Annotated in this window: 19 protein-coding genes; 10 read left to right on the top strand and 9 right to left on the bottom strand. The window is 65.3% G+C overall.

The annotated features are described in order from the left end of the window. Window positions 1–2 precede the first annotated feature (2 nt). Window positions 3–3,104, bottom strand: a complete 3,102-nt coding sequence (locus I5731_RS11605; RefSeq protein ID WP_197311536.1) for a phosphorylase family protein — start codon at window positions 3,102–3,104, stop codon at window positions 3–5. Between the two features lie 902 nt (window positions 3,105–4,006). On the opposite strand from I5731_RS11605, the gene I5731_RS11600 reads away from it, so the two are divergent. Beyond that, window positions 4,007–5,161 (top strand): mechanosensitive ion channel family protein, encoded by a 1,155-nt coding sequence (locus I5731_RS11600; protein WP_197311535.1) that lies wholly within the window; start codon window positions 4,007–4,009, stop codon window positions 5,159–5,161. 111 nt (window positions 5,162–5,272) lie between these two features. Further along, on the top strand, window positions 5,273–5,701 hold the full coding sequence (locus I5731_RS11595; RefSeq protein WP_197311534.1) for a hypothetical protein: 429 nt from the start codon (window positions 5,273–5,275) through the stop codon (window positions 5,699–5,701). Between the two features lie 32 nt (window positions 5,702–5,733). On the opposite strand, the gene I5731_RS11590 is transcribed toward I5731_RS11595, so the two are convergent. After that, the gene (locus I5731_RS11590; RefSeq protein ID WP_197311533.1) at window positions 5,734–6,144 is read right to left on the bottom strand and encodes a c-type cytochrome; all 411 of its coding nucleotides are present in this window, start codon (window positions 6,142–6,144) and stop codon (window positions 5,734–5,736) included. A gap of 139 nt (window positions 6,145–6,283) precedes the next feature. Between I5731_RS11590 and I5731_RS11585 the strand changes: the two genes are divergently transcribed. Both I5731_RS11585 and I5731_RS11580 read left to right on the top strand, forming a co-directional pair. Beyond that, a complete protein-coding gene (locus I5731_RS11585; RefSeq protein WP_197311532.1) occupies window positions 6,284–6,688 on the top strand; it encodes a septal ring lytic transglycosylase RlpA family protein in 405 nt (134 codons plus the stop codon). A gap of 136 nt (window positions 6,689–6,824) precedes the next feature. Then, complete coding sequence (locus I5731_RS11580; protein ID WP_197311531.1) at window positions 6,825–7,088, top strand: SemiSWEET transporter; 264 nt, start codon at window positions 6,825–6,827, stop codon at window positions 7,086–7,088. Here the strand turns inward: I5731_RS11580 and I5731_RS11575 are convergent. The 3 genes from I5731_RS11575 to I5731_RS11565 form a co-directional block, all read right to left on the bottom strand. After that, window positions 7,069–7,596: a DUF1499 domain-containing protein gene (locus I5731_RS11575; protein WP_197311530.1), complete on the bottom strand. Its 528-nt coding sequence runs from the start codon at window positions 7,594–7,596 to the stop codon at window positions 7,069–7,071. The two genes, I5731_RS11580 and I5731_RS11575, sit on opposite strands and share 20 nt — an antisense overlap. 158 nt (window positions 7,597–7,754) lie before the next feature. Continuing rightward, the gene (locus tag I5731_RS11570; RefSeq protein ID WP_197311529.1) at window positions 7,755–8,909 is read right to left on the bottom strand and encodes a PQQ-dependent sugar dehydrogenase; all 1,155 of its coding nucleotides are present in this window, start codon (window positions 8,907–8,909) and stop codon (window positions 7,755–7,757) included. A 147-nt stretch (window positions 8,910–9,056) separates the two neighbouring features. After that, window positions 9,057–9,485 carry a hypothetical protein gene (locus I5731_RS11565; RefSeq protein ID WP_197311528.1) on the bottom strand — a complete coding sequence of 143 codons (429 nt, stop codon included), beginning with the start codon at window positions 9,483–9,485 and terminating at the stop codon, window positions 9,057–9,059. Between the two features lie 284 nt (window positions 9,486–9,769). On the opposite strand from I5731_RS11565, the gene I5731_RS11560 reads away from it, so the two are divergent. Together I5731_RS11560 and I5731_RS11555 are read left to right on the top strand one after the other, a co-directional pair. Beyond that, entirely contained in the window at window positions 9,770–10,666 is an 897-nt protein-coding gene (locus I5731_RS11560) for a ribokinase (protein ID WP_197311527.1), read from the top strand. 195 nt (window positions 10,667–10,861) lie between these two features. Beyond that, complete coding sequence (locus tag I5731_RS11555; RefSeq protein ID WP_197311526.1) at window positions 10,862–11,377, top strand: TIGR02281 family clan AA aspartic protease; 516 nt, start codon at window positions 10,862–10,864, stop codon at window positions 11,375–11,377. 65 nt (window positions 11,378–11,442) lie between these two features. Here I5731_RS11555 and I5731_RS11550 read toward each other — a convergent pair whose 3' ends face one another. The 4 genes from I5731_RS11550 to I5731_RS11535 all read right to left on the bottom strand — a co-directional run bounded on the left by I5731_RS11550 (window position 11,443) and on the right by I5731_RS11535 (window position 14,999). Further along, window positions 11,443–13,068, bottom strand: coding sequence for a PAS domain-containing protein (locus I5731_RS11550; protein WP_197311525.1), 1,626 nt, complete (start codon window positions 13,066–13,068; stop codon window positions 11,443–11,445). A 60-nt stretch (window positions 13,069–13,128) separates the two neighbouring features. After that, the gene (locus I5731_RS11545) at window positions 13,129–13,734 is read right to left on the bottom strand and encodes a TadE/TadG family type IV pilus assembly protein (RefSeq protein WP_197311524.1); all 606 of its coding nucleotides are present in this window, start codon (window positions 13,732–13,734) and stop codon (window positions 13,129–13,131) included. Then, window positions 13,728–14,207 (bottom strand): TadE/TadG family type IV pilus assembly protein, encoded by a 480-nt coding sequence (locus I5731_RS11540; RefSeq protein WP_197311523.1) that lies wholly within the window; start codon window positions 14,205–14,207, stop codon window positions 13,728–13,730. The genes I5731_RS11545 and I5731_RS11540 overlap by 7 nt, the downstream gene beginning before the upstream one ends. 321 nt (window positions 14,208–14,528) lie before the next feature. After that, entirely contained in the window at window positions 14,529–14,999 is a 471-nt protein-coding gene (locus I5731_RS11535; RefSeq protein WP_197311522.1) for a pilus assembly protein N-terminal domain-containing protein, read from the bottom strand. A 498-nt stretch (window positions 15,000–15,497) separates the two neighbouring features. Between I5731_RS11535 and I5731_RS11530 the strand changes: the two genes are divergently transcribed. The 4 genes from I5731_RS11530 (at window position 15,498) to I5731_RS11515 (ending at window position 18,877) form a co-directional block, all read left to right on the top strand. Further along, the gene (locus tag I5731_RS11530) at window positions 15,498–15,668 is read left to right on the top strand and encodes a Flp family type IVb pilin (protein ID WP_197311521.1); all 171 of its coding nucleotides are present in this window, start codon (window positions 15,498–15,500) and stop codon (window positions 15,666–15,668) included. A gap of 227 nt (window positions 15,669–15,895) precedes the next feature. Further along, complete coding sequence (locus I5731_RS11525; RefSeq protein WP_197311520.1) at window positions 15,896–16,390, top strand: A24 family peptidase; 495 nt, start codon at window positions 15,896–15,898, stop codon at window positions 16,388–16,390. Between the two features lie 238 nt (window positions 16,391–16,628). Beyond that, on the top strand, window positions 16,629–17,414 hold the full coding sequence (cpaB, locus tag I5731_RS11520) for a Flp pilus assembly protein CpaB (protein ID WP_197311519.1): 786 nt from the start codon (window positions 16,629–16,631) through the stop codon (window positions 17,412–17,414). Between the two features lie 41 nt (window positions 17,415–17,455). Next, window positions 17,456–18,877, top strand: a complete 1,422-nt coding sequence (locus tag I5731_RS11515) for a type II and III secretion system protein family protein (protein ID WP_197311518.1) — start codon at window positions 17,456–17,458, stop codon at window positions 18,875–18,877. The last annotated feature ends 23 nt before the right edge of the window (window positions 18,878–18,900 follow it).

Raw genomic sequence — 18,900 nt, 5'->3', positions numbered from 1 at the left:
GATCAGGAACTCTGATCATTCCCATCCAGACAATCTTCAGCATCAATGTTAGCTGTTCGGTCGACAAGGCGTTGGATCCGGCCTTTGTCCAATTGGAATAACGGCTTGGCAGATTCCGCCGCAAGTTCCAGAAGTCGGAGGCGATCTTCCTTTTGCCAATGGTTCCAGTAAACACGGGCAAGAAGGTGAGTGGCTAAAACGATCCTTAGAAACGGTACGTTTGGCAGCGCCTTAATAGATGACAAAAGCCGTTTCTGGCCGCGTTCGCTGTCGATGTCGCTCAGCCAAACTCCGTGAAATAGCTCCTCAAACAGACCTTCCGGACTGGCGCGTTCGACGCTGCCAACGAGCACTTTTTGTCTGGCGCCCTCGCAGATGTGACTGAGAATCCTTCGGGCAGGCTCAGCCAGAAAACTAAATTCAAGAAGATCGACCAGACCAGCAATCTTTTTCTTTGCTTCTGATGCATCTATATCAGAACCAGAAAAAATTTCATTTATAGATGATTCTGAAGTGAGATCTAATTTTATCTGATCGAAGTCAACTTCGACATGAGCTATGGTCCATCGATGCACGATTGAACTTCCGAGAGCAACAAGGTCTTGCGCCAGTCTTTTTTTCGTTTCACCAAGTAGTCCCTCAGCTGCGGCTCCTAAAAGAGTTGTGCCGACGGCCCAGCTTTTTGAGGACAAACGAATCTTAGACTCATCGATTGATCTGCCATCATTTTCATGGTCGCGACCGAATTTTGATTTGTCGGCTGCCGTCTCACGGATTCTGTCCGCTATATCAATAATTCTTTGCTTGCGCTCTTTATCTCCCTTTCCTTTCTGAACATCGTCCGTAAGGCGACGCATTGACTGCTGAAGATGCCCTAAGCGTTCAATGCTTTTTAGTGATGCAGGTCTAATGTCTCCAAAGAGAATGTGCTGCTCGTTATCATTTAAGCCGATGTTTTCAATCGATATCTCGATTGAATCAATTACGTGGTCAACTACCGCAGTCGATGCACCCAATTCGGCATAAAGGTCAAAGGTACCCATATCAAATCCTGATTTATGAAGATCAAAATAAGATCGAGCTTTGTCGGGATGCTCACAAAGTTCTTCTGCCAGCAGATATGATTGAATAAAAGGAAGAGAAAATTTGACATTTCCTTCATGAAAATGGAGAACGCCAGCATCAACAAACGACGTCACAAAAAATATTGGATCAATCTCGAAGTCATTAATCTCGGCGAAATCTTTCGTAAATTCAATTAGTTCAGACTGACTAAGCGCTCGCTCCTCAAGCTGAATTATACAGGCAATTTTTCGAAGGAATTTCTTTCTAGTGGTTCTGCTTAGGGTGATTTTCGCTTTATCCCCGGCAACTACAAAAGTTAAAAAGCCATCAACTGCGAGTTGTATAAGTTCGGCGCGTCGATTGGCTTGCAACAGAGCGGTAAGAACTTCCTTGTTAATGCCCGCAAAATACGTTGGGTGCGCGGAAAGATCAAAATGCCGAAAAGTGTCCCTTAGACGCAAAGCGATTACTTCGGATTCGGCAGAAGATAGTTCAAAGTTTTTTTGCACAAAATGTGCAATCTCAACAAACGAGACGCTAGTTAAATTGTATAAGCTAGCACCAACGGAGGCAGAAAATTCACTCTCGGCGACTATGCTTGTTTCATTTCTCGTAACAATTACAAATTTACATTTTGGATTGCTCTTAATTTCGGACTCGAGGAAGCGCATACGGGTTGACGATTCCAAAGGGATGCCATCAATTATGTAAATAATCTGGGTGCCGTTGAGATTACTGGGAATATGGAAACCGTATGCGGAAGCGGATGACATATTCCGTGCGGTTGGTCTCACCTGCGACTCATGAACAACAATTGGAAGTGCTTGCTTTCCGTCAATTTCAGCTTTGAGTAGGTCGTTCGCGATTACCCAAGGAAGGCTGCTGTCGGGGTAGGTACGCGAAAGTGTCAGCAAAATCACGTTGTCCGCCTCAAGTGCTTTTCGAACTTCGAGAGGGTCGGATGTGAAGTTGTATCCCAGAGCGCCTGTGTACTGGACCTCTCGGATTCTGGGCACTGGTAGACGATAGCCTTTTGCTTGAAGTTTGAATTCTGGAGACAGCTCCCGAAGACGAGAATCCAGAACATCTTCTATAGAAGCGATAATCCCAATTAAATTGTCAGCTTGCTGGTTAAATTCCTTTTTCTCAAGGTCGAGCGGAAGTTGATTGCGTGCAGAGGCTGCTTTGAGAGCACTCAGAAAATAGGGATTTTGCAGTTGGAGTTTGAAAAATTTGGCTGCATTCGAGGCGGCAATACGCCGAACTTTGGCACCTGTTTGTTCTTCAAGTTTATTTTTATTTTTGTCGGCGTGATCGGAGATTCCGCGAATAGTCAAACAAGGTATAAGTGCGTGCTTTCCTATCTCGAAAATTCCGCCGGACTCAGTTTCGATAGCCAAGATCTTTCGTTCGATCGATCGTATTTTCGCGTTGTAATCAGAACTTTTTGAAACGGACCCGCAGGCGATAACACCATTTTTAGAGTTTGGTATAGAAAGGATTCGAGATTTTCCATCCCTTTCTATTACGGGATCTGGAAGAATCGATGCGGCAAATTCCTTGCACTCTTCTTGCCAAGCCGCATACTGCTGTCTCAAATTGGGATGAACTCTGGAAAAATTGAGGGCCGCAGTAATTTGGGCAGGTGTACTAAAGTGCGTTGGGGAGAAGGAAATATTTATTCCTTGACCGTCATCTTCAACTTTCGCATTTTCAAGAATATCTATGACGGACTCAGAATAGCAAACATCGCATAAGCGAAGGTCGCTCGAAAGTGAGCCAGCGATGCCGATACATACAATTATTCCGACGTCGTAGATTGCAAGAACATCGTGGACTGATCGCCTTGCATGAGAGTTTCCCATGCCTTGTTGCTGGACAACAAGAACGCGAAGGTCAGATGAAAAATTTTCCGCTATATATCGTAGCGACGTCCCATCTGTTCGGTCCTCAAGGAATGGGAATACATTAGAAACCTCTAAAAGCTCCTCTTCTAATGGGACAACAATTAAGACGTCAATAAATTCTTTGCCGGTCATTGTCTTCTATGCTCCTTCAGGTTGCAATTTTTGCATGGAAGAGTCTGGAAGACAAGGCGTTGCCTAGTGGTTGCCTTCTCCCGGGGCCTGGTTTTGCTCAGGGTGTGCATGACGGCTCACCTCACCGCCTCTATCCGCGCCCTCTACATGTGCTAGTCATCATGCGCGTTCGCCCTAGCGTCTCCCCCCTTATCCCCCTCCCTCAATCCTCCCCCATACTCCCTCCATCCCACCCGCGAGGGGCGCCGTCCGGAGGCGTCTGGGCGATGGGGTGGGGTGCGGCGCCCGCGCGCCCGGCTGTCGCGGCCGGGCTCCCGGGCGGCCTCGGGGAACCGCCGGCTGCCACTACGAGCGGTTGCCGGTAGTCCGGTGATGCGAGCCACGGTGAACGGCGGCGAAATCCGCCGGGATGAAGGCGCAGGTGGAGCGGCCGCGGAAATGCCCTGGTGCGAGCGCCGTTGCCGAGTCATCTGTCCGCCGCGGCCGCGAGAGCGGTCCTGGGGTTGGAGACGTGGCGTGATGGGGCGCCGCAAGGCGAGCGTCCGGCCCGAACGGGGCGTGCCGCGGTTTCGCAAGACCGCTGCCGCGCCAGGGCCGGGGCGCGACGGAGCCGGCTGACGGGAAGGAGCGGACGCCGCAGGACGCGGCCACCGCCGTCCGCCGCAGGATCGCCCGCGCAAAGGCGATCCGCGGCCCGCCGCCGGATCCGGCAGGACCAATGCCGCGCCTTTCGGCGCCCCATCCCCCCTCGGCCCTCGCGCCGGGCCGGGCCAGACCATCCGATGCCCCCGGCGGCCGGCCGCGCGGGGCGCGCCGCCATGCGCCGCACCATATGCTGCACTGCGGGAACACCTTCCCCCGCCCCCCGTTCCCTCCATCGGACATCCGTCGAAGGGAACCCCATGGAAACCATCGAACCGATCCTCCGCGAGATCGACTCCGAGCTCGGCTGGCTGCCGGGTTGGGCGGTCAGTCTGGTGCTGTTCGCCGTCGCGGTGCTGCTGGCGCTGCTCGTGCACCGCATCGTGTTCCGGCTGCTGACGCAGCTCGTCGCCGAGCGCGACCTGTTCTGGCGCTCGCTGGTGGCGCGCACCGGCGGGCCGGTGCGGCTCGCCATGGTAATCGTGGTGCTGGGCGCCGCCAGCACGGTGGCGCCGCTCACCGGCGACCAGGCCGACTGGATGCGCCGGCTGCTGCAGATCGCCTTCATCGTGCTGCTCGGCTGGATCGCCCGCACCGCGCTGCACATCTGGACCACGGTCTATCTGCGCCGCTTCAAGCTCGACGCCGAGGACAACCTCCTGGCGCGCAAGCACGTCACCCAGTCGCGCATCCTCGAGCGGGTGGCGAATTTTTTGATCTACGTGATCGCCGTCGCGGCGGTGATGATGACCTTCGAGAGCGTGCGGCAGTACGGCGTCTCGCTGCTCGCCTCGGCAGGCGCCGCCGGCGTCGTCATCGGCCTCGCGCTGCAGTCGGTGCTGAAAAACCTGTTCGCCGGCATCCAGCTCGCCGTCACCCAGCCGCTGCGCCTCGACGACGCGCTGCTGGTCGAGGGCGAGTGGGGCAACGTCGAGGAGATCACCGCCACCTATGTCGTGCTGCGGCTGTGGGATTGGCGCCGGCTGGTGCTGCCGCTCAGCTATTTCATCGAGCAGCCGTTCCAGAACTGGACCCGCGAGGGCTCGGCGCTGATCGGCACGGTGATGATCTATCTCGACTACGACGTCCCCGTCGCCGACATCCGCGCCGAGGTCGAGCGCATCGCCAGCGCCTCGCCGCTGTGGGACCGCAAGGTGGTGGCGGTGCAGGTGACGGATTTCCGCGAGAGCGTGATGGAGGTGCGCATCCTCGTCAGCGCCACCACGGCGCCGCGCACCTTCGACCTGCGCTGCATCGTGCGCGAGCAGCTGGTCGAGTTCCTGCGTGCGAAGTACCCGGCCGCCCTGCCGCGCACCCGCATCGAGGTCGCGAGCCTGCCGGAACCCGTCATGCGCCGCGCCGCGGGGATGAAGCCGGCCCGCAGCGGAGAACTGGCGGCGGCCGGCCAGTCCTGATCCAGCACGACGGCGGCCATGCTCCCGCCGCCGTCGTGCGGTAAACTTCTGGTCAATCAGGGCGAACGCGGCCGATCCGCCGCGCCGTCCGCCGGATCGGAAGGCGAAGCCATGGCAGCGACAGACACCGCAGGACGGCAGGGCAGGGCGCACGCACAGCGCCCCGTCATGCGCGTCGCCGTCGCGTTCGGCCTGCTGCTCGGCGGCCTCGCCGCCGTGCCGCCCGCGCTCGCCGAACAGCCGCTCGGCATCGTCCGCCCGCCCGCCGTGCGCGTCGGGCCGTCGAGCGGCATGGACCGCCCCGGCGTCATCCGCCCGCCGGCCCCGCGCGAGAACCTGTTCTACGAGGCTCCCAGCCAGAGCTACGAGGCGCCGACCTACCGCTATGAGGCGCCGCAGGCGATCCCCGACAGCAATCTCGATCGCCGCCTGCCGGGCAGCCCGAAGCTGCCCGCGCGCTGCCGCAGCGGCTATGCCGCCTACGATCCCGCCACCAACACCACCCTCGACGAGGCCGGCAACCGGGTGCCCTGCACCTGACCGCCGGCGCCCGCCGGCGCCCGCCGTCGGCCTCAGCCGCCGGAGGCGAGGAACTGCACGATCAGCGCGCGCTCGTCGGCGTTGGTGATGCCCGGGAACGGCTTCATGTTGTGGCCCGGCACCACGGCGTCCGGGTTCTCGATGAAGGCGTCGAGGCGCGCCTCGTCCCAGGTGAAATCCGCCCGCGCCAGCGCCGACGAGAAGCCGTAGCCCTCGACCGAGCCGGCCTCGCGGCCGACGACGCCGGCAAGGCTCGGCCCCAGCCGGTGGTCGCCCTCGTTGAGGGCGTGGCAGGTACGGCACGAGTTGTTGAACGAGGTCTGGCCGTCCGCGGCCGGCGCATCGGCCTGCGCAAAGGCGGGCGCGGCGGCGAGCAGGCCGGCGAGGGCGAGCAGCGCGGGCGTGGCGCGTCCCGGCGTGGAGCGTCGCGTCGTGTCGGGCATTCGTTCCTCCTGCATGTATGATTTCTTCCCGTCCTCCGTGGCAACGCGGCGCAAGGCGCCGAAGTTCCCGCCGCAGGGCCGCAATCCCGCCGGCTTTTCCCGGCCTAATTGTCGCAAGTTCCGGGGTGGCGGGCAGGGCATGGCGCGGCGAAGTGTGGTCGAGTGGCGTCCCGGGCTCCGCGCCCTTCTCCTGTCCGCACTCGCCCTCGGCCTCGCCGCCTGCGGTAGCGGCCCGTCGCAATGCGGCCGCGCCTCCTGGTACGAGCTCACCTCGCGCACCGCGAGCGGCGAGATGGCCGACCCGAACCGCCTCGCCGCCGCCCACCCGAATCTCCCCTTCGGCAGCCGCGTCCGCGTCGAGAACCTGAAGAACCGCCGCAGCGTCGTCGTCCGCATCAACGACCGCGGCCCCTACAGTGGCGGCCGCGTCATCGACGTGACGCGCGCCGCCGCCGACCGCCTCGACTTCCGCCGCGACGGCGTCGCCGACGTCAGAATCTCCGTCGTCGACGGCGGTCCGCTGAAGGGAGGCCGGCGCTGCTGAAACAAGGTGAATAATCGATGAACGATGCCCGGCCGCGCAGGCATGACCGCCATGCAGCCGGCGCCGTTGACCCACCGCCGGCGACCGGCCAAAGCTGGTCGTCTAGGATCCTTCCGACATTCCGGATACGCACCCCATGGACACCGTCGCGCTCAGCGCGGTCATCGGTTCGGCTGCAGCGCTCATCACCACGCTGTGCTGGCTGCCCCAGGCTTTCAAGATCGTTCGGGAGCGCAACGCGTCCTCGATCTCCGCCCCCGCCTATGGCGCGCTCGCCTTCGGCGTCGCGCTCTGGCTCGTCTACGGCCTGATGATCGGCGAAGTGCCGGTGATCGCCGCCAATGCGGTGACGCTGCTGCTCGTGCTCGTCATCCTCGGCCTCAAGGTGCGGCTCGGCTGAACCGCGCGTCGAGCTCGCCGATCAGGCTCTGCACCCGGCGCCGGTTGGTGCCGAGGTCGGAGTGGCCGATCCGGCTCGCCGAGTAGATCCACACCGACGACGGCCCATCGGCGTCACCGCTCACCATGGCGGTGACGCGGTCGGGAAACCGCATCAGCGGCGTGCGGGCGATCGCCGAAACCTTGCGCGCCGGTGCGTCCGTCGATGGCGCCTCGGCAATCCCTTCCGCAACCATCACCTCCTGCAGCGCGGCGAACACCGCTTCCGGCGACCCGGCATAGCTTGGCGCAACCGCTTCCGGCAGCGCGGCGGTGCATTCGTCCGCCGGGCAGACGAGATAGTCGTTCGGCTTGCCGCTCCGCACCGGGGCGACGAAGTCGTACGCGCCGGGGTCGGGCGTATCGGCGAGTGCGTCCCACGCCTGGTCCCGGCCATAGAGCGCGAGCCCGGCATAGGCGGCGAGCAGCACGCCGGCGACCGAGGCGATGTAGACGGCGACCGATTTCAAGGTGCTGGGAACTTTCGATGCAGGAAGAGCCGGCCGGGCGGCCGTCCACACCACGGATGTCGCCCGCGTGGGGCGCGGTCCGGGCGCCGGCCGCCGGTCCCGGCGCGCACCCGGATCCTGCGATGCAGGACGCGGGCGAACGATACGCGGCGCGACCATCAGTCCTGTGGCGCCGGAACGATACGCCCGACGACGCCATCGGATTCGTCGGTAACGAACCAGATCGCCCCATCGGGACCGGCGCGCACGTCGCGGATGCGGCCGAAGGCGTTCTCGGCGATCACCGTCTCGCCGACCACGCTCTCACCCTCGACATCGAGGCGAACGATCTTCTCGTCCCTCAGGGCGCCGACGAAGATGTCGCCCTGCCACGCCGGGAACAGGTCGCCGGTGTAGAAGGCCATGCCGGAGGGGGCGATCGACGGGTCCCAGTAGTGGAGCGGCTGCGCCATGCCGGGGGCGCTGGTGCCCTGGCCGATCGCCGCGCCGGAATAGTGCACGCCATAGGAGATCTCCGGCCAACCCTGGTTCGAGCCGGCCTGCGGCAGGTTGATCTCGTCGCCGCCGCGCGCGCCGTGCTCCACGGTCCAGAGTTCGCCGGTCTCGGGATGCAGCGCGGCGCCCTGCGGGTTGCGGTGGCCGTAGGACCAGATCTCCGGCAGGCCGCCGCTGTCGGCGGAATTGAACGGGTTGTCGGTCGGAACGCTGCCGTCGGTGTTGATGCGGACGACCTTGCCTATGTGGGTGGTGAGGTCCTGGGCCAGTTCCTGCTGGCCGCGATCACCCAGCGTCACGTAGAGCTGCCCCTCGCGATTGAACACGAGGCGGGAGCCGAAGTGCTGGCGGGCCGAGACCTTCGGCGACTGGCGGAAGATGACCGTGAAGTCTTCCAGCGTCGCCGCGCCGTTCGCGACGGCGAGCCGGCCGCGGCCGACGGCCGTTCCGGCGCTCTGGCCCTCGCCGGGCTCGGAATAGGACAGGTAGACGAAGCCGTTCTCGGCGAAGCCCGGGTCGATCACCACATCGAGCAGTCCGCCCTGGCCGCGTGCGGCGACCTCCGGAACGCCGGCGATCGGCTCCGACAGGCCGGCGCTGCCGATGAGCCGCAGTCGGCCCGGGCGCTCGGTGACCAGCGTGCCGCCGTCGGGCAGGAACGCGATCGACCAGGGGTTTTCAAGGCCCTCCGCCACGATCTCGGCCGCGATCGCGACATCACCGGCCGGCTCCAGTTCGACGGTGCGGGCCGAGGCAGGCAAGATTAGGGCAACGCTGCAGAGCGCGGTGGCGAGGCCGAGGGCGGCATGGGTCGTCATGGCGGATCTCCAGGTTGCGGGTCAGCGCGGACATAGGGAGGCCGTTACGACCCGGCAACCGGCGCCCGATCACGCCGGACCAACGATCTCGTGTTCGCCGCCTCACCTGCAGCGTGCCTGAGGTGAGGCAGAGGACCGGCATCCGGCTCAGCGGCGCGGCGTTTCCTTTGTGACCCGGCGGCCGAATTCGCGCCACAGCGCACCGCTGAGACCCAGCATGCCGGCGAGCATCGCGCCGATCACGCCGTAGGCGTAGCTGGTCTCGACGCGTGCCGTGGCGGCCGCCTCGAACAGCGTGTCGCGCGCTGGCCGCACCATCACCGCGGTGGTGTCACTCGCGGCAAGCCGGGCATAGCGCAGGTCGTCGGCATGTTCGCCGCGGGTCGCGGCCTCGACGAGACGCCACGCCGGCTCCCCGGCCGGCGCGGCGGATGCGACACCCGCGACGGTGAGGATGGTCACGACGGCCAGAAGAACCACGAGCAGGATGGAATCCCGGCGCCGGGGCCTCGCCACGGCAGCAGGCAGTGCATCGTCCGGAAAGGCGGCGATCGGCGAAATCGGATGGTCGGTCATCGGAAGGCCCCTCATCAGTCGGACCGGCTTGTGGACGCCGGTTATCGAATGACGCGATTAGAGCGTCCGAATGCGACCTCGTGCCGACGCGAATGGGCAGGTGACCGGGAGATTTCGTGGCAAAATCGAGACCTTGGCGGCGTTTCCTCCAGCACCGGGAGGCGGTGCCGGGGTGTGCCTGTACCAAATCGGCCCGTCCGGGCGGCGACAGCCCGGCCGGCTGATGCTAAAAGCGCCACCGATCGCCGGCCGGGCTGGCGCTATCTGCGGCGGAGGAACGGTCGATGATCGTGGTGTTCGGGTCCATCAACGTCGATCTCGTCACGCGGGTACCCCGGCTTCCCGGCCCCGGCGAAACGGTGAAAGGCCCCGGCTACGAGCGCATTCCCGGCGGCAAGGGCGCGAACCAGGCGCTGGCCGCGCGCCGCGCCGGAGCGGACGTGGCGATGGTCGGCGCCGTCGGCGACGACGGCTTCCGCAGCATCGGCCTGTCGCTGCTCGGCGAGGCGGGGGTAGACCTTGCCGCCGTCGCCGTGGTCGACGCGCCGACCGGCATCGCGATGATCGCGGTCGACGCCGCGGCCGAAAACCAGATCGTCGTCGCGAGCGGGGCGAACGACCGGGCGGATCCCGCGGCGCTGGAGGATCTCCTCGGCGAGACGGCGACGCTGGTGCTGCAATACGAGGTGCCGGACGCGGCCAACCTCGCGGCGGCCCGCATCGCCCGCGCCAAGGGCGCCCGCATCATCCTCAATGCCGCGCCGGCCGCCCCGGTCCCGCCGGCGCTGGCGGGGCTGGTCGATATCCTCGTCGTCAACGAGCACGAGGCGGCCGAAGTCGCCGCCGCGGCCGGGCTGCCGGGCGATCCCGTCGCCTTTGCCCGCGCCTATGCGGCGGCGAACGGCGCGGTCGTCGTGGTGACCCTCGGCGGCGAGGGGGCGATCGCCTGCCGCGGCGAGGAGCTGACGCGGGTTCCGGCGCCGAAGGTCCCGGTCGTCGACACCACGGCCGCCGGCGACACCTTCGTCGGCGCGCTCGCCGCCGGCCTCGACCGCGGCGAAACCGTCGAGCAGGCGCTGCGGTTCGCCGTCGCGGCGGGTGCGCTGGCGGTGCAGGTCGCCGGGGCGCAGCCGAGCATCCCGCTCCGCGCCGCCATCGCGGCGGCTTTGGCTCAAATTTGAGGTAAGTCGCTCAGGTTTGCTCAACCGCGCTGAAAATGCGTTGCAGTTGGGACCCGATTTCGATGCCCGCGTTAACGGCGCGGTTCATGAACGGCGTGCAACCTCCCTTCAGCCGGCCCGACTTCGGGGACCAGCGCCCCGCAGCGGCCGGTGACGTGTCTTGCGGCCAGTACGCATGCGTCGACAGGGTGGACAATGAAGCGTCTCGTTTTCTTTGCCGTGGTGATGGCGGTGGCGACACCGGCCGCAGTTCAGCTGATCGACCGGTCCAGTTCCGCCGATGCCGGCACCGACGCGCTCATGACCGTCGAGGTGAAGCCGGAGGCGAGTTCCCGCTCCTCGCGCAAGGTCGAGGTCCGCGCCGACGCGTACGGGCACTTCGCCGTGCGCACCTACGTCAACGGCCAGCCGGTCGAGATGCTCGCCGACACCGGCGCGACCGCGATCGCGCTGCGGGAGAGCGACGCCCGCCGCGCCGGCCTGCATGTGAATCCCGCCGACTTTACCACGACCGTCCGCACCGCCAATGGCGAGATCCGGGCGGCGCGGGTGCAGATCGCCATGGTCGAGGTGGAATCGATCCGGATGCACAACGTCGATGCGCTGGTCCTGCCCGACAAGTCGCTCGGCGAGAACCTGCTCGGCATGAGCTTCATCGGTCGCCTCGACAGCTTCGAGGTCGGCTCGGGACGTCTCGTCCTGTCCGAATAGCGCCAATTTGGGCCGCCTGGGGGCGGCCGTCGTGCGGAGGTTCGTCGTGGGGGTGTCGCTTCGCCTCAGCCCGCGGCGCGGGAAAGGCCGGTCGAGAGACGCTCCGCGGCGCCGCGCAGGATGATGCGGACGCTGCATTCCATCTCGGTCGCGCTGAATTCGCTGACCTGGCCCCGCACCCGTCGCACCGCCGACCGCAAGGCCGCCAGCGCCACCTGCCAGTCGGCCGCCGTGGTGATCTCGCTGCCCGCCGTCGCCCGGAACGTATAGCCGGCGGTATCGAAATTGATGCCGCGCCCCTCCACCGTGATCATCGCCGGCGGCCCGCCGACCCGCGCATAGACGGTGAGCAGGGCAAGCCGGAACACCGTTTCGATGTCGGCCGCCGACCCGCTGACGGTGGGGCGTTCCTCGGAAACGTCGCCGCGCGCGATCATCCCGGCCGCCGTCGCCTCGGCGAGCCAGTGTTCCGCGAAACGCGCCGGCTCGACATGGGTGTCGCCGCCCGCCGGCGCGGTATCGAGCATCGCGAGGCAGCATTCCAGCATCATGCGCAATTCCGCCTGGCGGCGGGTCAGCTGCTGGTTGTCGGCGACACGCCGATCGACGTCGGCCGAAAGACCCGCCCGTTCGGCTTCGAGGCCGCTGGCGTCGGCGAGCAACACGATCGAGCGGCCTTCGTTTCCGGCCTCGTCGCCCGTGGTCAGCACCACCGCGCCGGCGATCGCATGGCGGGTCTCGACGGACGAGCGGATGGAGACGAGGCTGCACTCGCCATCGAAAGGATCCGCCCCGCCGACGACGGCCACCGCGCCGGAGCCGTCGGCGAAGGCGAGCACCGGCGGCGGAATCTCGCCGTTTGCGGCGGGGACGGTGCCGAGCAGCGCGAGGGCGGCGGGATTGGCGGCGATCACCCGGCCGGTCGAGGTCACCTGCAACACGCCGAACGGCGCGGATTCGAGGATGGCGTCGGCAACCATGATGCGGCTGCGCCAGGCTTCGGCGAACATCGCGAAGAAGCTGTCGATGCCGGACGCGAGGTGCCCGATCTCGTCGCGCCGCCCGTTGGCGAGGCTCGACCGGTCGGCGCTGGCCGGCTCCAGCGCCGCCGCTTCGAAGGCCCGGGCGAAACGCCTGGCGGGGCGCGATACGCGGCCATAGACGACGAGCCCCGCGGCGACGCCGCCGACGAGGCCACCGAGCACCGCGATGATCAGCAACTGGCGGCGCAGGTCGGCGATGTCCGCCATGGTCTCTTCGGTGGAGACGCGCAAGATGACGTGGAAGGGCGTGCCGCTCAGGGCGGGCGTGAAATGGAACTCGGCGCGGCTCGGCGCGCTCGGCGGGCGCGTCACCACCTGGCCGTGGCGGATCGCGTTGAAATCGGCGACGGGGGTTTCACCGAACGCGTCGATCGGCTCGCCGGAGACGTCGAAGATGGCGCCGCCCTTGATCGCCTCGGTGACCACGAGGCGCCGGCCGGTGCGGCCGATCTCGGCGGACTTGTTGTGGTAGCGCGGGTCGAGCGCGGACATGAACTGCCGTGTCGTGTCGAGGCGCAGGTGCGTGAACCGGTCGCGCTCGACGTCGGTCGCGACGGTCAGGGCAAAGCCGCCGGCGACCGCGACGGCCGCGACGATGACGGCGCAGGCCGCGACGACGGCGAGGGGAATGGGTGGCGGACGCAGCATCAGCACGCGGTTCCCCGGAAGGGCGTCGGGTGGTGCCGACGGTGGAGACAGTCCCGTCCGTCAGGGTCCGGCGACGGAATTGCCGATGCGCGGGCGCAGCATGGCCACATGCTCGAGGTCGTAGCCGTCGCTGCCGGTGATCTTCGAAACGAAGCTGCTCATCGGCGACTGGTAGAAGAACGACACCTTGGTGACGATCACCTGCCGCCCGGCGATCGCAATGTCACTCGGGATCGGAATCGGCGTGTTGGCGCCCTTTGCCGAGGCCGTCGTGTTGCGCGCGCGGCTCCAGGCCACCGTCTGCTTGGCAGTGTTGTTCTTGTCGATGTCCACCGCGGCGACGTAGATCTCGATGTTGCTGGACGCGAACGGCTGCATGATCGCTTGCGTGGCATCGAAGATGTTGTTGACCTCGGTCGCGCTGATGGTCTGGTACTGCGCGATCAGGTCGCCGATCGTCGAGGCGGCCGAGTTGACCTTGCGGTCGGCCGACAGCGCGGTCGAAAGCTCCACGGTGCCCATGTAGAGCGGGATCATGATCGGCAGGATCAACGCGAATTCGACCGCCGAGACGGCCCGCCGGTCGGCGGCGAGCCGGGCGAGGGCGCGGAGCGGTTTTGCAGCGAGGCGTCGGGCCGTCATCTTGATCGACATCGCGCTCACCATGGGAAGGGTTCGTTGCGGAAGGCGATGACGGAGGAGAGCAGGCGGTCGCCGTCGGCGACATTGCTCATCGACATGCCGAAGAGATCGAGCACCACCGGCCAGCGGTAGAACGTGCGGACGACGACGATCTGGCTCTTGCCACCGGGCGTGTAGCCGAAGCCGCCGGTCTCGAGTTCGCCATCCTCGTTGATCGGATTGTCGAGATCGGCGTTGGCGAACGAGGTGATCGTCTTGACGTCGAGATAGAGCCGCGAGTTGCAGTCGAAGATGCCGATCAGGCCGTCGCACACTGCCGAGCGGAACTGCCCCTGCGACCAGCCGGCCTGCTGGGCCTGGCCGGTGCGGATCTGGCGGGCGGCGTCGGCGGTGGCGTTGTCGAGGATCTGACCGGCGAAAAACACCAGCGAGGTTTCGAGGATCGCGAACAGCAGGGCGAAAAACGGGATCGATACCGCGGCGAACTCGATCGCCACCACGCCCGTTTCCGATCGCCGGAAGCGACGCAGGCGCAGGCCGCGCCGCGGCTTGAGCGGCTCCGGGCTGCGGGGGGCTGAGGGGGTGTCCACTGGCATGGCCGACCTTGTCTCGATCGCGGCGGAGGATCCGGTTTATGTCCGGAGTCTCTCAATACGCTCGACTGATTGAAGAAAGGTTTAGGCGATTTGCGACTCGACGCACTTCGCGCACGGGCGCGCCGGGGCGGCCGTGGCGAAGACGGAGCAGGGGATGAAATAGCCGGCGCAACCGCCCCGCGGGAGGGCGTTCCCGCACGGCGACGTCGGCAGGAGGAGAGCTTACTGGATGCCGCCGCCGGTGCTGGCGTGGCCGTTGCGGCCGGCGAGGCTCTTCAGCAGCGGGTCGAAGACGAGATCGACATTGTCGCCCGCCCGCAGCATCGGCTCGCAGGTGTTGCCGCAGCTGAGGCTGGCGCGGTTGCCCTGGCCCTGGCGGAACACGGTGACGAGGTTGGTCTCCTCGCCCTCGACCCGCACCTGGGCGTCCGCGACGGGCGTACCGTCGGTTCCGAGCACGATGAAGTTGGTGGTGCCGTAGCCGCGGCCGGTGATCACCAGCGTCTGGCTGTCCTGCATCGTCGCGTCGGCGATCGAGGGATTGCCGATGATCACCGTCTGCGCGGGCGCAGAGATGTGCATGACTTTGGCCTGGTCGATATTGACGACGACGGTATCGTCGGCCGCCGCGGGCAGGGCGGTCGCCGCGAGGGCGAAGCCGGCGAAGGCGATGCGGATGGCGTGCGGGAGCAAGGCGGCCTCCTTGAGAAATCGAGGTCGATCATGCCGCGTCTTGGTAAACAAACCGCCAACGCGGTGCAGAAGATCCGCGGCGATCGATCGAGACCGGCAGGCGTAACGCTCCGCGCGCACGAGGGCGCGCGTCAGCCCCGATCTTCGGGCGCGTCAGAGGGCGCGCCAGACTGGCCATGCGGCACGACGGCGAGAGGAGTGACCACCTCGCCGTCCGGGCCGGCTCCCGCTGCCGCGCCGCGGGGGGGGGGGAGGGGGAGGGTGGCTCCGCCGTTTCCGACGCGGCTGCTTATGGTAAACCTAAAGTAACCAAGACAACAACGATTTGCAGATCGTTCACCATCTTCCGGGCTTGTCTTATCTGTCCGCGAATCCGCGGTTCATTTAACTTCATGGCAATAAGTCGAGGGTAGCTTGGTCCTCGGTTCAGACGGGTCGAGCAAACAAAAAGACCTGCGGACCGAGAGCTGTCAAACCCAGAGTGCAAGGATTATCACCATGAAGAAGTTCGTTTCCTTCCTGAAGAACGAGTCCGGCGCCACCGCTATCGAGTACGGCCTGATCGCAGCCCTGATCGCCGTCGGCATCATCGTCGCCGCCACCGCGCTCGGCGAGTCGATCTCGGGCACCTTCGAGAGCGTGTCGAGCACCCTCGACGCCGCCGGCTGACCTTTAACGGTCACCGCTTGTCTTGCCCGGCGCGTCATCGACGCGACGCAAGACACAAAGAGAAAGGCGGTCCGCCAACGCGGGCCGCTTCTTTTTTTGTCCGGTCGCCCGGACGCGAATTGGTGCGGGTATTTCACTGCAACGCGCCGTTTACGCGCGCAGGCTTAGGATCGCCGTCGCCCGCCCAGCCCGTTCGCGCTGCGCCGCCGGCAACAGGGAGCCCGACGATGCTGCAGACTGCTTCGATGCTGTTCTTTCCCGCGGCGATGGCCTATGCGGCGGCGTCCGACCTCCTGACGATGACGATTTCGAACCGGATCAGCCTGGCGCTGATCGCCGTATTTCTCGTCATCGCGCCGCTGACCGGCCTGCCGTGGCCGCTGATCGGCGTTCACGTGCTGCTCGCTGCGGGCGTCCTGGTCGGCACCTTCGTGCTTTTCAATTTCGGCTGGATCGGCGGCGGTGACGCGAAGCTCGCCGCGGCGATCGTGCTCTGGCTCGGCCCCTCGCTCAGCCTGCCGTTCTTCGTCTGGACGGCGCTCACCGGCGGTGGCCTGACCCTGGCGCTGATGATCTTCCGCCGGGTGCCGCTGCCCGCCGTGCTGCTCCGGCAGCCGTGGATCGCGCGGCTCTATTCCCCCGAAGTCGGTGTTCCTTATGGCATCGCCCTCGCCGCCGGCGGCCTGATCGTGTTTCCGCAGTCGGTCTGGTTCACCGGCTGAGCGGCTGCGTCCGTCGCGGCGGCGCCGGCGACATCGGCCGGTCCGGAGAAACTTACCGAATTGTTAATGCAAACGGCGCCCTATCGGGTGCCGTTTTCTGTTCATGCCCCGGAACGTTGCTTTAACCACTTGTTAATGCAATCTGCCAAGTCGTTGTTAACCATAAATTCAGGGCTTTGTTCTTAAATCGGCACAGAAGGAAAATCATGACCGCCCGGTCGTTCGCGAGGTTTCCGAAATGCGCCCGATTCAGTTGATCATCCTCGTTGTCGCCCTCGGCGCCGCGGTGGTGGCAGCGATGCTCGCCATGAAGATGACCGGCGGCAACACCCAGACCGACGTGGTCGCCGTTGCCCCGAACATCCCCGCCGAAGAAGTCCTCGTCGCCTCCAGGCAGGTGGCGATGGGTGGCACGGTGTCCACCGACGCCCTCGTCTGGCGCCCCTGGCCGACCTCCGGCATGAACGACGCGTTCATCCGCCGCTCGAACCGCCCCGAAGCGCTGACGGAACTCTCCGGCATGCTGGCCCGCACGCCGATTCTCGACGGTGAGCCGATCCGCGAGGTCAACCTCGTCCGCACCGATCGCGGCTTCCTCTCCGCGATCCTGCCGAAGGGCATGCGGGCCGTGGCCGTGCGCGTCAACGCGGCCTCGACGGCCGGCGGCTTCATCCTGCCGAACGACCGCATCGACGTGATCCTCACCACCCAGTCGCAGTCCGGCGCCTCCGGCGCGACCCAGGCGGTGAGCGAGATCCTGCTCTCCAACATCCGCGTCCTCGCCATCGATCAGGCGACCGACGACCCGGAGAACAAGAAGACCGTCGTCGCCAACGACACGGCCACCCTCGAGCTCACGCCGGAACAGTCGCAGCTCATCATCCAGGCACAGCAGCTCGGGTCGATCTCGCTCGCCCTGCGCTCGATCGCCGATGCGAATGAGCCGGAGTCCGACGCCAAGGCCCGCAAGGGCATCAACATCGTCAAGTTCGGCAATTCGACCCGCGTCACGGCCAGCCAGTGACGACCCGCGCCAGGCACGTTCCTGCGAAGGAGCCTTTTCCGATGAAATCCAAGCTCAAGAACCTGCTGGCCGCGCTGTTGACCGCCGCCGTGCTCGCAGCTCCCCCGGCCGGCCTCGCCCCGATGTCGCTGGTCACGAGCGCCGCCGCCGCCGATGCCGCCTACCTGCGCGTCGGCTCCGCCGCCGAGCTGTCGGGCCGCCAGATCGCCCTCGGGGTTTCGAAGTCGATGGTGATCGACGTCCCCGAGGACATCGTCGACGTGCTGATCTCCAACCCGGGCATCGCCGATGCGATCGTGCGCACCAAGCGCAAGATCTACCTGATCGGCAACGCGGTCGGCGAGACCAACGTCATCCTGTTCGGCGCGGGCAACGAACAGTTCGCCCAGTTCGAGATCGTGGTGGCGCGTCCGACCGGCTCGATCGCCGCGACGATCCAGCAGCTGCTGCCGGGCTCGAACATCCGCGTCGAGACCGTCAATGACAGCGTCATCGTCTCCGGCACCGCCCAGACCCCGGCCGACGCCGGCAAGGCGGCCGAGATCGCGGCGAAGTTCATCGGCGATCCGGCCAAGGTCGTGAACATGATCACGATCGCCGGCAGCGACCAGATCCACCTCAAGGTGGTCGTGGCCGAAGTGCAGCGCGATATCTTGAAGAACCTCGGCATCAACACCGAGGCCGTGCTTTCCAACACCTGGGTCGGCGCGGCGTCCTCGAGCGGCCTCGGCAGCTCGCTGGTCAGCGGCCTGTTGCTCAACTCCGACTTCACCGACAACAAGCTCACCATCACCAACCCGCTGAGCACCTTCGTTCAGGCGCTGAACCAGCAGGGCGTGGTGCGCACCCTCGCCGAGCCGACCCTGACGGCGACGTCCGGCGAGTCGGCGAGCTTCCTCGCCGGCGGCGAGTTCCCGATCCCGGTCTCCAGCGATGATGGCCAGGTGACGGTCGAGTGGAAGCAGTTCGGTATCGGCCTGTCGTTCACGCCGGTCGTGCACACCCCGGGCCGCATCAGCCTGCGCATCAAGTCCGAGGTCAGCGAACTGACCACCGAGGGCGCGGTCGAGGTGAACGGCATCTCGCTGAAGGGCCTGACCGTCCGCCGCGCCGAGTCGACCGTCGAATTGCCCTCGGGCGGCTCGATCGTGATGGCCGGTCTGATCAAGGACAACATCCGCCAGCAGGTCGGCGGGTTCCCCGGCCTGATGGACGTGCCGATCCTGGGCTCGCTGTTCAAGAGCCGTGAGTACCAGCGCTCGCAGACCGAGCTCGCGATCTTCGTCAGCCCCTACATCGTCGATCCGGTCCGGACCTCGGCGCTGCAGCGGCCCGACCAGAACTTCGCGGCGCCGACCGATGCGCAGTCGCTGTTCCTCAACCAGCTCAACCGCATCTACCGCATGCCCGGGACGCCGCCGAAGGGCCCGTACCACGGCAAGGTCGGCTTCATCTACGAGTGACGCAACGCTAGCGACGGCGCGCC

The sequence above is a fragment of the Methylobrevis albus genome (genome assembly GCF_015904235.1).
Classification (GTDB): Bacteria; Pseudomonadota; Alphaproteobacteria; order Rhizobiales; family Pleomorphomonadaceae; genus Methylobrevis_A; species Methylobrevis_A albus.
This window is presented reverse-complemented; position numbering and strand designations above follow the sequence as displayed.

Bases quoted from the DNA above. Each gene is read 5' to 3' on its own strand.
- I5731_RS11595 (WP_197311534.1), top strand. From the start codon at position 5,273: ATGGCAGCGACAGACACCGCAGGACGGCAGGGCAGGGCGCACGCACAG.
- I5731_RS11600 (WP_197311535.1), top strand. From the start codon at position 4,007: ATGGAAACCATCGAACCGATCCTCCGCGAGATCGACTCCGAGCTCGGC.
- I5731_RS11555 (WP_197311526.1), top strand. From the start codon at position 10,862: ATGAAGCGTCTCGTTTTCTTTGCCGTGGTGATGGCGGTGGCGACACCG.
- I5731_RS11530 (WP_197311521.1), top strand. From the start codon at position 15,498: ATGAAGAAGTTCGTTTCCTTCCTGAAGAACGAGTCCGGCGCCACCGCT.
- I5731_RS11515 (WP_197311518.1), top strand. From the start codon at position 17,456: ATGAAATCCAAGCTCAAGAACCTGCTGGCCGCGCTGTTGACCGCCGCC.
- cpaB (WP_197311519.1), top strand. From the start codon at position 16,629: ATGCGCCCGATTCAGTTGATCATCCTCGTTGTCGCCCTCGGCGCCGCG.
- I5731_RS11545 (WP_197311524.1), bottom strand. From the start codon at position 13,734: ATGGTGAGCGCGATGTCGATCAAGATGACGGCCCGACGCCTCGCTGCA.
- I5731_RS11570 (WP_197311529.1), bottom strand. From the start codon at position 8,909: ATGACGACCCATGCCGCCCTCGGCCTCGCCACCGCGCTCTGCAGCGTT.
- I5731_RS11560 (WP_197311527.1), top strand. From the start codon at position 9,770: ATGATCGTGGTGTTCGGGTCCATCAACGTCGATCTCGTCACGCGGGTA.
- I5731_RS11605 (WP_197311536.1), bottom strand. From the start codon at position 3,104: ATGACCGGCAAAGAATTTATTGACGTCTTAATTGTTGTCCCATTAGAA.
- I5731_RS11525 (WP_197311520.1), top strand. From the start codon at position 15,896: ATGCTGCAGACTGCTTCGATGCTGTTCTTTCCCGCGGCGATGGCCTAT.
- I5731_RS11580 (WP_197311531.1), top strand. From the start codon at position 6,825: ATGGACACCGTCGCGCTCAGCGCGGTCATCGGTTCGGCTGCAGCGCTC.
- I5731_RS11550 (WP_197311525.1), bottom strand. From the start codon at position 13,068: ATGCTGCGTCCGCCACCCATTCCCCTCGCCGTCGTCGCGGCCTGCGCC.
- I5731_RS11585 (WP_197311532.1), top strand. From the start codon at position 6,284: ATGGCGCGGCGAAGTGTGGTCGAGTGGCGTCCCGGGCTCCGCGCCCTT.
- I5731_RS11565 (WP_197311528.1), bottom strand. From the start codon at position 9,485: ATGACCGACCATCCGATTTCGCCGATCGCCGCCTTTCCGGACGATGCA.
- I5731_RS11590 (WP_197311533.1), bottom strand. From the start codon at position 6,144: ATGCCCGACACGACGCGACGCTCCACGCCGGGACGCGCCACGCCCGCG.